This is a genomic window from Azospirillum sp. P4_B5 (genome assembly GCF_056402275.1).
The window spans coordinates 224774-238988 of record NZ_JBFUHT010000008.1 but is presented as its reverse complement, the minus strand read 5'-3'; the positions used below and the strand labels follow the sequence as shown (position 1 = coordinate 238988).

Here is a 14215-nt window from a genome sequence, read left to right as displayed (position 1 = left end):
CTCAACCGGTTGCGTCTCGTTTTCTGAACACGTCCTTGTGCAGCGAACTGAGTTCGTTCTTCAAAATCTTTCCCATGGCATTCCGGGGCAGGGCATCCTGGACGATCACGGCCTTGGGCAGCTTGTATCCGGCGAGTTCGTGCGCGGCCCGTGCGAGAATGGAGGCCGGATCGAGCGACTCGCAACCCGGTTGGCGTTCGACGGCGGCCACCACGCCCTCGCCGAAATCGGGGTGGGGAACGCCGAAGACCGCCGTCTCGCTCACCCCCTCGATGCGGTTGAGCACGATCTCGACCTCGCGCGGATAAACATTGTAGCCGCCGGAGATGATGATCTCCTTCGCGCGGCTGACCAGCGTAAGCCGGCCATCCGGGTCCGCGCGCGCCAGATCCCCCGTCATGAAGAAGCCGTCCGGCCGGAATTCCGCCGCTGTTTTTTCCGGCATCCGCCAATAGCCCTTGAACACATTCGGACCGCGCAGTTCGAGACCGCCGACCGCGCCCGCAGGCTGCGGCTGTCCGGCGGCGTCCACAACCCGGACCTCCAGCCCCGGCAGGGGGTAGCCGACCGTGCCGGGCAGGCGCTCGCCGTCGAGGGGATTGGAGGCGATGATCGTGGTTTCCGTCATGCCGTAGCGTTCGAGAATCCGATGCCCCGTGCGGGCCTCGAACGCCTCGAAGATCTCCCGTGACAGAGGAGCCGAGCCGCAGGTGAACAGGCGCATGGCGCCGCAGCGCTCCCGGATGAGCCGCGGGTCGGCCAGGAGGCGCGTGTAGAGCGTCGGGACGCCCATGAACACGGTGCTGTGCGGCAGATGCTCGATCGCGGCGTCGGCCGTGAATTTGGGAAGGAAAACAGAGGACGCGCCCGCATACAGCATCGAGTTCAAGGCGATGAACAGGCCGTGCGCGTGGAAAATGGGCAGCGCGTGCAGCAGCACGTCGGCCTCGGAGATGCCCCAAAGCGCGTTCAGCGTGCGGGTGCCGAAGGCCAGATTGCCGTGGGAGATCATGGCGCCCTTGGGGCGCCCCGTCGTTCCGGAGGTGTAGAGGATCGCCGCCACCGCGTCGGGGCCGACCTCGGCGACACGCTCCCAGGGCGGCCGTCCGCGGCACGCCGCCGTCACGGTTCCTTCGCCGTCCGGATCGAGCGTGAAGGTTCGGCACCCGGCCGGCGGCGCCAGATCGCCGACGACGGGAGTCTGCCCGACGAACACCGCGGGTTCCGCGTCGTCGAGAAAGTAGCGCAGTTCGGCCAGCGTGTAGGCCGTGTTGAGCGGCAGGTAGATCGCCCCGAGTTGCAGGACGGCGAGATAGAGGCACACTGCCTCCGGCGACTTCGCCACCTGCACGGCGACCCGGTTTCCCGGACCGACGCCGGCCTCGTGAAGGACGTGCGCCATGCGTCCGGCGGTCCGCCGCAGGTCCGCGTAGGTCCGTGTCCCCCCCGTGTCGGTTCGCAGGGCCACCCGCGCGTCGGACGCCGCTCCGGGTTTCAAAAGCAGGCTGTAGAGATTGTGCGTCATTCCGGTGTTCCTGTCGCCGCGATGCGGGCCATGTGTTTCCGAGGCGAAGGACGGTTCGCGTCAGGGAATGAGCACGATCGGCCCCGTCGTGCGGCGGGCTTCCAGGTCGCGGTGCACCGATGCAGCCTCGGTGAGCGGCGCCCGGTGGGCGATGCCGACCTGGACCCGGCCCGAGGCCAGGGCCTCGAACAGCCCGCCGGCCAGGGTCTCGATGTCGTCGCGGCTGCGGGTGACGGTGGCCAGGGTCGGCTTGGCGAGGAAGATCGAGCCCTTTTGCGCCAACACGCTGATATCCAAGGGCGCCACCGGGCCGCTCGCCTGCCCGAAGCTGACCATCAGGCCGAAGGGCTTCAGACAGTCCAGCGACGCCATGAAGGTGTCCTGCCCGACGGAATCATAGACCACGTCGACACCGCGACCGCCGGTGATGTCGCGGACGCGCGCGGCGAAATCCTCCTCGCGGTAGAGGATGACGTGATCGCAGCCGGCGCTCCGGGCGACGGCCGCCTTTTCCGGCGAGCCGACCGTGCCGATCACCGTCGCCCCCAAAGCGTGCGCCCACTGGCACAGCATCTGGCCGACGCCGCCCGCCGCCGCGTGCACGAGAAGGGTTTCCCCCGCCTTGACCGGATGGACGCGATGCAGCAGATACTGCGCCGTCGTCCCCTTGACCATCGCGGCGGCGGCCACCTCGTCCGACACCGTGTCCGGCAACTTTACCAGACGGTGCGTGGGAACGATGCGCCGTTCGGCGTAGGCGCCGAGCAGCATCCAGTAGGCGACGCGGTCGCCGGGCGCCACATCGGTGACGCCGGGGCCGACCGCCTCGACGACGCCGGCGCCTTCCACGCCCAGCACGGCCGGGCGTGGGATCGCGTATTGCCCGGAGAGAGCCGAGCGGTGATAGGTGTCGATGAGGTTGACGCCGATCGCCGTGTGGCGGACCAGGGCCTCCCCTGGGCCGGGCGGCGGCACGGCCACCTCCTCCCAGACCAGGGCTTCGGGACCACCGGGCTGGTGGACGCGGATCGCATGAACCATGATCGGTTTCCCTTTCACGCCGATGTCAACCGCCCGGTGATCAGGGCGAAGACGGCGCTGAAATCCTTGTTTCCGTGACCGTGCTCCACAAGCATCTGGTAGAGCGCGGCGGCGCTGCCGGCGAGGGGCGTGGCGGCGCCGCTGGTGCCGGCCGCGTCCTGGGACAGGCGCATGTCCTTCAGCATCATCGCCGCCGCGAAGCCCGGCTGGTAGCCGCGGTTGGCCGGCGATGCCGGCACCGGCCCCGGAACCGGGCAATAGCTCTGCAAGGCCCAGCAATTGCCCGAGGACACGGTCATGACGTCGTAGACCGTCTGGTGGTCGAGCCCGAGCTTCTCGGCCAGGGCGAACACCTCGCTGATGGCGACCATGCTCATGCCCGCCATCATGTTGTTGCAGATCTTCAGGGCCACGCCGTTCCCGGATGCGCCGACATGGAAGATCTTGGGACCCATGGCGGCCAGCACCGGGCGGGCGCGCTCGAAACCCTCGGCGGTGCCGCCGACCATGAAGGTCAGGGTCCCGGCCTGGGCCGCCGGGACCGCGCCGGACACCGGCGCGTCCACCATGACGAAACCGGCCTCGGCCGCCGCCTTGCTGACCGCCCGCGCGCTCTCCACGTCGATGGTGGAGCAGTCGATCAGCATCGTGCCCGGACGGGCGTGCGCCAGCACGCCGCCCTCACCCTCAAACGCGGCTCGCACGTGCTTTCCCGTCGGGATCATGCTGATGACGGTGTCGGCATCAGCCAGCGCTTCGGCCAGCGTGGCGGCCGCGCGACCGCCGGCGGTGGCGTAGGCGTCGCGCGCCGCGGCCACGACGTCGTACCCGACGACGTCATGCCCGGCCTTGGTCAGGTTTTCGCACATGGGACGGCCCATGTTGCCGAGTCCGATGAAAGCAATCCGCGCCATGATTTTCCTCCGGAAGAGTCTCTCAGTGGGTCACTTCTTGACCAGGGAGCATTTGCTTTCGCTCAAGGGGATCGCCGCCTGATCGCCGGGGATGGTGCGTTGAACCTTGTAGTAATCCCAGGGTCCCTTGGACTCGGCCGGAGTCTTGACCTCGATCAGGTACATGTCACGGATGACCCGGCCATCCTCGCGGACCTTGCCGCCCTTGGTGATGAGGTCGTCGACCGGAAGTTCCCGCATCTTGGCGGCGACCACGGTGCCGTCATCGGTGCCGGCCGCCTGCATCGCCTTCAGGTAATGCGTCACCGCCGAGTACACGCCGGCCTGGACCATGTTGGGTTTGCGCTTCATGCGCGCCTCGAAGCGCTCGCCCAGCTTGCGGCTGCCCTCGTCGCGGTCCCAGTAGTAGGCTGTGGTCGCGATCAGCCCCTTGGCGTTCTCAAGGCCGAGCGCGTGCACGTCGCTGATCAGGACGGCCAGCCCGACGAGCTTCTGGCCGCTGCTGGTGATGCCGAACTCGGCGGCCTGCTTGACCGCGTTGGTGGTGTCCGTCCCGCCGTTGGCGAGCCCGATGATCGCGGCCTTGGACGCCTGCGCCTGGAGAAGGAAGGACGAGAAATCGGCGTTGCCGAGCGGGTGCCGGACCTGCCCCAGCACCTTGCCGCCGTTCTCCTTGACCGTCTTGTCGATGTCGGCGGACATCTGGTGGCCGAAGGCGTAGTCGGCGGTCAGCATGAACCAGTCCTTGCCGCCGTCCTGGACGACGGCGCGGGCGGTTCCGACCGCCTGGGAATAGGTGTCCCACATCCAGTGGAAGCCGTTGGGCGAGCAGTCCTCGTTGGTGAGGCGCGTCGTCCCCGGACCGGTGGCCAGGGTGATCTTTCCGCGTTCGCGGGCGAGGTTCTGGACCCCGATGGCGATGGCCGAATTGGTCAGGTCGGCGATGGCATGGACGCCCTGGGTGTCGAACCATTCGCGGGCCTTCGCCAGCCCGATGTCGGGCTTGTTCTGATGGTCCGCCGACAGGATCTCGATCTTCTTGCCCAGAACCTGGCCGCCGAAATCCTCGACGGCCAGTCTCGCCGCCTCGACCGAACCGGCGCCGCCGAATTCGCTGTACAGGCCCGACTGGTCGTTCAGGACGCCGATCCGGATGACCTCGGCGGCCTGGGCCGCTCCGGCCGCCAAGGTCGTCGTGGCCAGAAGAGCGGCGATAAAGGACGTGCGCATTCTCGTTTCCTCCCTTTTTTGATGAGTTCTTGATCAGTCCATGTTGATGATGACCGTCTTCTTGTGTGTGAAGTGATCGAGCATCGCTTCGAGGGATGCTTCTTTTCCAAGGCCGGACTGCTTGAAGCCGCCGTAGGACAGACCCGGCTGAACCACGAGGTTCTGGTTGACCTGCACGAAGCCGGCCTGGAGCCGCCGGGTCGCGTCGAGGGCGGTGCGCAGGTCGCGCGTCCAGATGGTCGCGGCGAGACCGAAATCGCTGTCGTTGGCCATCGCCAGCGCGTCCTCGTAGTCGCGGAAGGCGATCACGCAGGTGACCGGACCGAAGATTTCCTCGCGGGCCAGCCGATGATCGTTGGCAAGGCCGGTGAAGAGGACGGGCTGCACGAACAGGCCGCGCGCCAACCGTTCGTCCGTCGGCAGGGCCGAGCAACGATGGGCCACCGCGCCCGCCGTCGTCTCGCCGAGCGCGATGTAGGACCGCACCCGCTCGAACTGCTGCGGCGAGATGATGGTGCCGATGTCCGTCGCCTCGTCCAGCGGGTCGCCCATGGTCATGGCGTCGACCTTCGCCTTCAGTTTGTCGATGAAGGCGTCGTGAAGGCTCTCGTGGACGAAGATGCGCGAGGAGGCGGTGCAGCTCTGGCCTTGCCGCGTGAAGCGCATGCCCGCGACGGCGCCGTCGATGGCCTTGTCGAGATCGGCGTCGCCCATCACGATCATCGGGCTTTTGCCACCCAGCTCGAGGGTGACGGGGATCAGCTTGTCGGCCGCCAGATGCGAAATGATCTTTCCCGTCTCCACCGAGCCGGTGAAGGTCACCTTGCCGACCCCCGGATGGGTGACCAGGGGCGCGCCGCATCCGGGGCCGTCACCCGACAGGATGTTGAGGACCCCCGCCGGCAGAACCTGGTTCATGACCTGGACGACGCGCAGGGCCGCGAGAGGCGCCTCCTCGGCGGATTTGACGATGACCGTGTTTCCGGCGACCAACGCCGGCGCGATCTTGAGCGCCATCAGGTACAGGGGCACGTTCCACGGGATAATGGCGCCGACAACGCCGATCGGCTCGCGCTGGGTGAAGGTCAGCATTTTCGGGTGGAAGGGGACGGTTTCGCCCTTCAGCTCGGACGCGAGCCCGCCGTAGAAGGCCAGGGTGTCCGCCACCAGCGACGCCTCGACCCGGCTTTCGGTCCGAATGGCCTTGCCCGTCTCCAGGGCGAGCAGGCGCCCGATCTCCTCGGCGTGGCCGGTCAGACGGCGCCCGCATTCGACCAGCAGCCGGCCTCGCTCGCGCGCCGACAGGCGGGCCCAGGGGCCTTGCGCCGCGGCCGCCGCGCGGACGGCGTCGTCGACGTCCCGCTCGCCGCCGTCCGCCGCCGTGGCGATCACCTCGCCCGTCGCGGGGTTCACGACGTCGAAGGTCTTCCCCGTGGCCGCCGGCCGGAGTTCACCGCCGATCAGCAGCAAACCCGACAGTTCGCGCGCGAGGGCATGGGGGGTCGTGTTCAGAACCAGGTTCTGGTCGGTCATGGACGGTCTCTTTTCGAGATGGGGGCTGGTCGAGATGGGGGCTGGTGTGCCGATCCGGCGCGCGCCGGGGGCGGAGGCGGTCAGGACGCCCGGCGCTGCGACCAAACCTTCAAGGCGTTGGCGAACTCGTCCGAACGCAGGCTCGCGGCGAAGGCCGCTTCCGCCGCCCGATCGTCCAGTTCGCCGCGGGCGAGTTCGTTGAGCGCGCGCTTCATGCCGGCGATGGCCTGCGGCGCGCAGGCCGTGATGCGTCCGGCCAGTTCGTCCACGGCGGCCTGGAGGTCGTCGGGAGCGACGACCCGGTCCAGGAAGCCGATGCTCAGCAGGTCGTCGCCGGTGATCGTTTCCGCCGTGAGAAACAAGCGCTTGGCCGCATTGAGGCCAAGCCGCGACACGTAGCGGCGAAGGCCGCTGGGGTAGAAGTGTATGCCAAGCTGCCCGGCCGGCATGCGCATACGCATCCCGGTCACGCCGATGCGGAAGTCGCAGGCGAGCGCCAGATCGGTGGAGCCGCCATAGACGCTGCCGTTGAGGGCGCAGATCGTCGGAACACGGACCGCTTCAACGCGATCGCACAACCGCGCGAAGGCATTCTCCCCGTCCTGGCCGTCCGCCCCGCCGCGCTGGGACGACTGGGCCGTGCTCAGGTCGTACCCGGACGAGAAACTCGGCCCCGTCGCGGTCAGCACCAAAACGCGAATGGAGGGGTTCGCTTCGGCGGCCGCGATTCTTTCCTCCAGAATGGCGATGTCCGCCACATCGATCCGGTTGTGCTGAAGCGGGCGGTTGAGCCGGATGGTGCCCACCGCGTCCTTCACGGTCAGTTGGGGGGCTGTCGCCGGCCCGTCCGATTGAACCCGTGGCGTCCCGTTCATTGTTTCCTCCCAGGCGCCGTCATTGGCAGCGGCGCGGCCCTGCGGATACCGCATTCGTTTTTCTAAAGAACCATGAACGAGAATATGCATACCAGAGAGTGGCAATGGAATGCAACATGGAAAGTTTGGCACGCTTATGGTTTGCCGACCCAGCAATGGACTGCATCGGTATCCATTCGTGCCTTTGCGCGCCGGAAGGGGCTGAAAACCTTCGCCGGGCGAGGGCGCGCTGCGGCCTGCCACGGCCTGATCTCTCCGCCGGTTTCAGCTCTTCGGTCGACCAAAATCGAGTTTTGGCATACCATCACATTGACGTCGACCGGGGCACGCGATACTGTTGGCCGATCCCGATTTGCCAACGGATCATGCCATGCAGGCGGAAAAGCCAAGCCGCGTAACGGAAATGCGGCAGGTGCTCGAACAGGAAATTCTGGGCGGGATCATCGCGCCCGGTGAGCGCCTGGACGAACGAGCTTTGGCCGAACGGTTCGGCGTGTCACGGACGCCGGTGCGCGAGGTGCTGTCCCAGCTCGGTTCGAGCGGCCTGGTCACGATAAAGCCGGGAGCCGGCGCCTCCGTATTGCGGATGTCCGCCAAGCAGCTCGTCGGCATGATGGAGGTTCTGGTCGAACTGGAATCCCTGGCCGCCAGCCTTGCCGCCCGCCGCATGGGAATCGCCGGGCGCAAGCGCCTTCTGGAAGTGCACGAAGCGAGCCGCGCCGCCGCCGAGGCCGGCGACATCGAGGCCTACGACAATCTCAATCGCGAACTCCATGAATTGATTTACGCCGGAAGCCGGAACGAGCACCTGGAGCATCAGGCGAAACTCATTCGCAGTCGCTTGCGCATCTACCGCCAGTATCCGTTCCAGCACACCGCGCGCCCTATGAAGTCCTACACGGAACACGACCTTTTCGTGAAGGCGATCCTGGAAGGGGATGGCGAGGCCGCGCGCCGGCACATGCACGACCACATGACCACGGGCGGAAGCATTTGGGTCGATATGGTGGTCTCCATGCCGCCCGTCGGTGACCATGAGTAGCGGCGTTGTCCTTTGACCATATTTGCTGCGCAAATTGGCGAGACGGCGGAGTCTACTGCGGGACGGCGGTGATCGGACGAGCTTGCGGATGCGCAAGCTGCTGAAGAAGCACGGCATTGCCCCGACCCAGGTCACCACCGACCGGCTGCGCTCCTATGGGGCCGCTTTCCGGGAACCGGGTTCAAGCGCCCACCACGAGCAAGGCCGCCGACAGAACGATCGAGTCGAGGTCTCGCACCATCTGATCTCGCGCGCGTCGGCTTGGTTCCCGTGACGAGGCCGCTCTCAGCGGTTGCGGTTGCGCCAGGACCAGACCGCGGCGAGCACGGGGACCGACAGTGCTGCCCAGGACACGGCGTCCACGACGCCGTCATCCAGCAGGGCGGCGATCAGCCCGACGGCGGTGACAAGCGCGATCGCCACGGGAATGCCGAAGACCGCCAGCGGTCGGAAGGGAGTGCGCGGCGTCATTCCGCAGCCTCCCCGGCGGTGGCGCGCAGGCCGGGGCCTGCGGCGGCATGATCCTGGGCACGGCGAGCCTGGACAAGGCGGCGGCGGGCGATCCACAAATACAGGCCGCTGCCGAGAATGACGATGGTCAGCAGGTCCAGCACCGCCCAAAGGACCTTCATCGGCAGCCCGCCATAGTCGCCGAAATGCAGCGGCTGCGACAACCGCAGCGCCAGCATGTACCAGGGCATGGAGCGCATGTCGGTGAAGGCCCCCGTCTCCGCGTCGATCAGGGCGGGGGTCAGGATCCGGTTGGTGGCCGGCGTGGCTCCCCTCAGCCACACCGCGTAATGGTGGTTGCTGGAAAAGCGCACGCCGGGGAAGGCGACGAATTGCGGCTTCATGCCGGGGGCGGCCTCCATGGCGGTGCGGACGGCCGCGTCGACCGAGGCGAAGCGCTCCGGAACCGGCTTGCCCTCGTAGGGGGCGATCATCGCCGCAAGCTCGTTGGCGCGCCAATAGGCGACCAGCGGCACGGACAGGGTGTTGATGACGCCGGTCAATCCGACCACCACCACCCACATCAGCGTGACGATGCCCAGCATGTTGTGCAGGTCGAGCCATTTCAGCCGCCTGCCACGTCCGGCCCGCACCGTGCCGAAGGACAGCTTGCGCATAAAGGGGGCATAGATCACGACCCCTGACAGGGTGGCCAGGAACAGCAAAAAGCCCATGAAGCCGAGGAACAGCTCGCCGGGCAGTCCCGCGAACAGGTCCACGTGCAGGCGCAGCATCACGTGCATGAACCCGTCGTCGTCGTTCAGGTCGGCCAGGATCCGCGTGGTGCGCAGGTCGATGGCGGAGATGTGCATCTGCGACACCGGAGGGCGGGCTCCCGGGCCGGTGGTGACGTTCACCACCGGCCGGTCCACATCGAAGCTGAGGAACAGCGGACGCTCGCCGGGGTAGGTCGCCAGCGCCGAGGCCACCGCCTCGTCCAGCGATTTCAAGGGCGTGTCGGCCGGCATGGGCGGGAGGGTGTCCTCGGCCGTCAGCGCCTCGATCTCGTCATGGAAGATCAGCGGCAGGCCGGTCAGGCACAGCAGCAGCATGAAGATCGTGCAGATCAGGCTGGTCCATTTGTGGATCAGAGTCCAGATCCGGATGGTTCGGTTGGTCATCGGGTCCCCCTCATGCCGCCGTCACGGCTTCGCCGGTCGGAAATCCGCCCTCAGAAATCCGCCCTCAGAAATCCACCGACACCGACAGCTTGGCCGTCAGCGGGCTGCCCTGGCTCAGGTAGCCGCCGGAGGCCGACGCCCAATAGGCCTTGTCGGTCACGTTCTCGACCGCCGCCCGGACGGTGACCGGACGGTTCTGGACGTCGGCGATCATCCGTGCGCCGACGTCGAAGCGGGTCCAGCTGGGAATCTTCAGCGTGTTGGCGGTGTTGAGATACTGCGACCCGGTGTGGATCATCCGCCCGGTCAGCGTCACGGTGGGGAAGGATGCGGGGAGGAAGGGCAGGTCCCATTCGACGTTGGCGTTGAACTGGTGGCGCGGCACGCCGACGGCGTCCTTGCCCTCGGTCGCGGCGCTGCCGGTGTCGCTCAGCTCCGGATCGATGAAGGTGGCGCCGCCCAGCAGCCGGACGCCCTGCACAGGTTCGCCGTACAGCATCAGTTCGATGCCGCGGTTGCGCTGTTCGCCGGACACGCTGTAGACGCGGGTGAACGGGTCGGCGACGCCGCTGGGCTGCGTGGTTTGGAACAGCGACAGCGAACCGCCGAAGCTGCCGAAATCCAGCTTGCCGCCGACCTCGTACTGGACCGACCGGTAGGGCTCGAAGATCTCTCCGGAATTGGCCGCTGTGGACGGGGCGGTCGGCCCCTGCGCCAGCCCCTCGATCCGGTTGGCGTAGAGCGACAGCTGCTCGACCGGCTTCACCACCAGCCCGACCACCGGCGTCAGCGCCGACTGGTCGTAATCGGAGGTGCGGGCGCCGTTGGCCCGGTTGTAGCCGCGCACCTGGATGTTCTGCTGGCGCAGGCCGGCGGTGACCATCACCCGGTCGTTCAGGATCGACACCGTGTCCGACGCGTAGACGCTGCGCAGCACCGACTCGCTGACCTTCGGCAAATCGCCGACCATGCCGCTGGACGATGTCGTCGCCGTGCGCGGGAGGCCGACCATGTTGTAGAGGTTGATGGCAGAGGTCGTGCCGAATTCGAAGCCGTTGTTGTTGGTCGTCCGCAGCGCGGAGGCGCCGGCATTCAGCTGGTGCCTGAGCGGGCCGGTCAGCAGATCGGCCCGGACGCCGGCTTGGCCGGTGACGGTGTCGTCCTCGCGCGGCACGGTCAGGCGTCGGACCGTGCCGGTGCCGTCGGGCCGCGTGATGGTGGGCGAGGCATAGTCGCCGTCCTCGCGCATGCTGCGCAGGCCGAAGGCGCCGTAGGCGGTGAGGTTGGGCAGCAGGTCGTATTCGGCGCGGATCTGTCCGAAGGTGTCGCGCATCCGCGAATAGCTCCAGGGCTGCGCGTAATTCTGCGAGGCCGACGGCACCGCCGGGACGAAGCCGCCGACATAGACCACGGGGCGGCCCTGCTCCACCCGCTGGGTCTGGGTGCCGACGTCGAGCGTCACGCGGGCGCGCTCGCCGCGGTAATCCAGCGCCAGGGAGCCGAGCGTCAGCGTCCGCTCCTCGTCGTCGATGGCGGTGTCACCGCCGCGGACCGCGGCGTTGGCGCGCACGCCGAACTGGTTGGCGTCGCCGAACCGGCGGCCGACATCGGCCGACAGGCCCAACCGGCTGTCCATGGCGTAGCTGGCGGTCAGCCGGGTCAGCGGTTCGTCCTCCGCTCGCTTGGGCACGAGGTTCACGCCGCCGCCGATGCCGGACCCGCTGGGGGCCGCGCCATTGAGGAAGGCGTTGGCGCCCTTCAGCACCTCCACCCGTTCGAACATGTTGGTGGCGACGATCTGGCGCGGAGCGGTGCCGTAGAGGCCGTCCACCGACAGATCCTCCCCCGTCAGCTGGAAGCCGCGGATGACGAAGCTCTCGGAGAAATTGCCGTAGCCGAGACTGCTGCGCACCGCCGGGTCGTTGGCCAGAACGTCGGCGATGGTGTCCGCCTGCTGGTTGCGGATGGTTTCGGCGGTGTAGCTGGTGATGGAGAACGGAACGTCCATCGCGTCCTGGTTGCCCAGCGCGCCGATGCGCCCGCCGCGCGCCACCTGTCCGCCGGCATAGGCCGGGGGCAGGGCGCCGGGGCCGGTGGCGCCCCGGCTTCCTTCGACCTGCAGCGGATCGAGCAGGACGGCGTCGCCGGCGGCCACGCGCTCGACCGTCACGGTTTCGGTGTTGAGGAAGCGGGCGGCCAGTCCGGTGCCGGACAGCAGGCGGTTCAGCCCCTCGCGAGCGGTCATCGATCCGCTGACGCCGGGAGAATTGACGCCCTGGGTCACCGCGCCGGCGGTCAGCACCTGGATGCGCGTGGCGGTGGAGAAGGCGGCAAGCGCCCCGTCCACCGACTGCGGCGCGATGGCGAAGGTCACCGGGCGGGCCGGGACCGCCTCCTGGATCGACTGCGCCATGGCCGCGGCGACGCCGGACAGCGGGAGGCCCGGCACGATCAGCATCGTCGTCGCCAGGAGCCGCCCCATGAACCGGACTTTGAACCGGACTTTGAACCGGCCCGGGAGCCTGCGGCCCAGCCGGCCATCCTGGACGCCGTCCCGGCGCCCGTTCGTCACACCCGTCGCTTCACACGTCACCGATGTCATCGCTCGCCTCTGTCGTCCGGTGAGAGAGAGAGCACCGCTTTTGCGATTGCGTCTCATTCTCTTCCCTCCCGGACATGACGACGGGCGCGCGGAGAACCCTGGGAAGTTTTTTAGGTCCCGCCGATTTTTTTCAGCGGAGCAGGGTCAAGTAGGGGGTGATGCGCGTGGCGCGCACGCCGAGACCGCGCTCCAGCGCGTCGATCACGGCATCCGGCCGGTCGAGCGCAAAGACGCCGGACACGACGCGCTCCGCCGCCTCGTCGTTCAGCAGGACCACCCGGCCCGGCCATTGCCGGTTCAGAGCCGCGATGACGGAGGCGAGCGACTGCTGGCGGAAGACGATCTGACCCTGGCGCCACGCGAAGGCGACGGCGGTGTCCACCGCCCGTGGCCCGGTCAGGCCGTCGGCATCGGCCTCCGCGCTCTCGCCGGGGTGCAGGCGGACGCCGTCCGGCCAGGGGGCGTTGCCGTCGGCGTTCCGATGGGCGACGACCTCCACTAGCCCTTCGCCCACGGTGACCGTCGTGCGCTCGTTCTCGCGCCGGACGCTGAACTGGGTTCCCAGCACACGGGCGGCACCCGCCCCGCCATCGACGACGAAGGGATGGTCGGGATCGCGCATGACGTTGAACCACGCCTCACCGCGCAGAATCCGCACGCGCCTCTCGCCCTCTCGGTAATCGAGCGCCAGCGCGGTGCCGCCATTCATGTCGACCGTGGAGCCGTCCGGCAGCGTCAAGCTCCGGCGCTGCCCGGTCGCGGTCACCTGATCCGCGACGGCGTTCTGATACAGCGTCGGTCCGTGCCAGACGCCGAGGCCGCCGACCACCAGCAGGATCGTCAGCGCCGCGGCAAGGCGCCGGATGCCGGCCGCCGCGGGGCGGTGGGGCGGGGCGCTGCGGGACTCGGCATAGGCGGCGCGGGCGGGTTCCCTCAGGTCGTGAAGGAGGGTCTGCAGGTCGGCCCAGGCACGGGAGTGAGCCGGACTGCGGGCCAGCCAGTCGGCAAAAGCGGCGCGCTCCGCCGGCCGGACATCGTCGGATTGCAGGCGGAAGTGCCACGCGTTGGCTTCCGAGAACAGCCGGTCCTCGTCTGGTCCGCCTTCCATCGGGCCGCCGTCCGCCGGCTCGCTGCGCTGTCCGTCCAGATGATCCATCGCGTCCCGCTGAGCGCTCCCGTGGTCACGTGTTTGGGTTGTCTCGTGTTTGGATTGACGGTCGAAGGCGGCCGATCCCTCAAAGAAAATGACCGGCCGGGACCTTGGCCCGGCGCATCATCGTGGCGGACGCCGCTTCATGCGCGCGCGGCACTGCTCCAGCGCCGTGCGCAGATGGTACTCCACCGTGCGGGGGGAGATGCCAAGCCGCTCGCCGATGGCACGGTAGGACAAGCCCTCGACATGGTAGAGAAGGAAGACGTCCCGAGTCTTGGGCGGCAGGGAGTCGATGGCGCCGCGCAGCCGGGCCATGGTCTGGTTCCGCTCCACCACCGCATCAGCCGCGGGGCCGGAGGAGGGCAGGTCCTCGTCGGGCGGACCGGCCTCACGCAGGCGCTGGCGCTTGGCGGCCCGGCAATGGTCCAGCGCGACGCGATCGGCCACCACATACAGCAGCCCGGCCGGATTCTGGATCGCCTCGCCATCGGGCAGACGGGCCAGCCGCAGGAAGGCGTCCTGCGCGAGATCGCCCGCGGTTTGCGGGTCGCCGGTCCGCCGCGCGATGGCACGCTCCACGCGCAGTCGATGCGCATCGAACAACTCCGCGATCTTGCGCGCCCAGGCGCCCATGGAGCCCGTCATCGGGCGCCCCGGGAACGGGTGTCG

At 68.2% G+C, this 14215-nt stretch carries 13 protein-coding genes; 2 read left to right on the top strand and 11 right to left on the bottom strand.

What is annotated here, in order from left to right; translation table 11 throughout:
* Position 1: 1 nt before the first annotated feature.
* From AC1DVI_RS08800 to AC1DVI_RS08775, 6 genes are all read right to left on the bottom strand, one after another.
* Complete coding sequence (locus tag AC1DVI_RS08800) at positions 2 to 1525, bottom strand: AMP-binding protein (RefSeq protein WP_476957632.1); 1524 nt, start codon at positions 1523 to 1525, stop codon at positions 2 to 4.
* A 60-nt stretch (positions 1526 to 1585) separates the two neighbouring features.
* Positions 1586 to 2566 carry a quinone oxidoreductase family protein gene (locus AC1DVI_RS08795; protein WP_476957631.1) on the bottom strand — a complete coding sequence of 327 codons (981 nt, stop codon included), beginning with the start codon at positions 2564 to 2566 and terminating at the stop codon, positions 1586 to 1588.
* A gap of 14 nt (positions 2567 to 2580) precedes the next feature.
* Entirely contained in the window at positions 2581 to 3480 is a 900-nt protein-coding gene (gene mmsB, locus AC1DVI_RS08790) for a 3-hydroxyisobutyrate dehydrogenase (protein ID WP_476957630.1), read from the bottom strand.
* A 30-nt stretch (positions 3481 to 3510) separates the two neighbouring features.
* Positions 3511 to 4710: an ABC transporter substrate-binding protein gene (locus AC1DVI_RS08785; protein ID WP_476957629.1), complete on the bottom strand. Its 1200-nt coding sequence runs from the start codon at positions 4708 to 4710 to the stop codon at positions 3511 to 3513.
* Positions 4711 to 4743: 33 nt separating this feature from the next.
* Positions 4744 to 6243 carry an aldehyde dehydrogenase family protein gene (locus AC1DVI_RS08780; RefSeq protein WP_476957628.1) on the bottom strand — a complete coding sequence of 500 codons (1500 nt, stop codon included), beginning with the start codon at positions 6241 to 6243 and terminating at the stop codon, positions 4744 to 4746.
* Positions 6244 to 6323: 80 nt separating this feature from the next.
* Positions 6324 to 7208 carry an enoyl-CoA hydratase/isomerase family protein gene (locus AC1DVI_RS08775; RefSeq protein WP_476957627.1) on the bottom strand — a complete coding sequence of 295 codons (885 nt, stop codon included), beginning with the start codon at positions 7206 to 7208 and terminating at the stop codon, positions 6324 to 6326.
* Between the two features lie 247 nt (positions 7209 to 7455).
* Between AC1DVI_RS08775 and AC1DVI_RS08770 the strand changes: the two genes are divergently transcribed.
* Together AC1DVI_RS08770 and AC1DVI_RS08765 are read left to right on the top strand one after the other, a co-directional pair.
* Complete coding sequence (locus AC1DVI_RS08770; protein ID WP_476957626.1) at positions 7456 to 8160, top strand: GntR family transcriptional regulator; 705 nt, start codon at positions 7456 to 7458, stop codon at positions 8158 to 8160.
* An 88-nt stretch (positions 8161 to 8248) separates the two neighbouring features.
* The gene (locus tag AC1DVI_RS08765) at positions 8249 to 8434 is read left to right on the top strand and encodes a hypothetical protein (RefSeq protein ID WP_476957625.1); all 186 of its coding nucleotides are present in this window, start codon (positions 8249 to 8251) and stop codon (positions 8432 to 8434) included.
* Between the two features lie 11 nt (positions 8435 to 8445).
* On the opposite strand, the gene AC1DVI_RS08760 is transcribed toward AC1DVI_RS08765, so the two are convergent.
* The 5 genes from AC1DVI_RS08760 to AC1DVI_RS08740 form a co-directional block, all read right to left on the bottom strand.
* Positions 8446 to 8631 (bottom strand): hypothetical protein, encoded by a 186-nt coding sequence (locus AC1DVI_RS08760; protein WP_149165700.1) that lies wholly within the window; start codon positions 8629 to 8631, stop codon positions 8446 to 8448.
* The gene (locus AC1DVI_RS08755) at positions 8628 to 9791 is read right to left on the bottom strand and encodes a PepSY-associated TM helix domain-containing protein (protein ID WP_476957624.1); all 1164 of its coding nucleotides are present in this window, start codon (positions 9789 to 9791) and stop codon (positions 8628 to 8630) included. Before AC1DVI_RS08755 ends, AC1DVI_RS08760 begins: the two co-directional genes overlap by 4 nt.
* A 64-nt stretch (positions 9792 to 9855) precedes the next feature.
* Positions 9856 to 12273 carry a TonB-dependent siderophore receptor gene (locus tag AC1DVI_RS08750; protein WP_476957623.1) on the bottom strand — a complete coding sequence of 806 codons (2418 nt, stop codon included), beginning with the start codon at positions 12271 to 12273 and terminating at the stop codon, positions 9856 to 9858.
* A 250-nt stretch (positions 12274 to 12523) separates the two neighbouring features.
* Positions 12524 to 13549: a FecR family protein gene (locus AC1DVI_RS08745; RefSeq protein WP_476957622.1), complete on the bottom strand. Its 1026-nt coding sequence runs from the start codon at positions 13547 to 13549 to the stop codon at positions 12524 to 12526.
* A 117-nt stretch (positions 13550 to 13666) separates the two neighbouring features.
* Positions 13667 to 14191 (bottom strand): RNA polymerase sigma factor, encoded by a 525-nt coding sequence (locus AC1DVI_RS08740; RefSeq protein ID WP_149165703.1) that lies wholly within the window; start codon positions 14189 to 14191, stop codon positions 13667 to 13669.
* Positions 14192 to 14215: the final 24 nt, after the last annotated feature.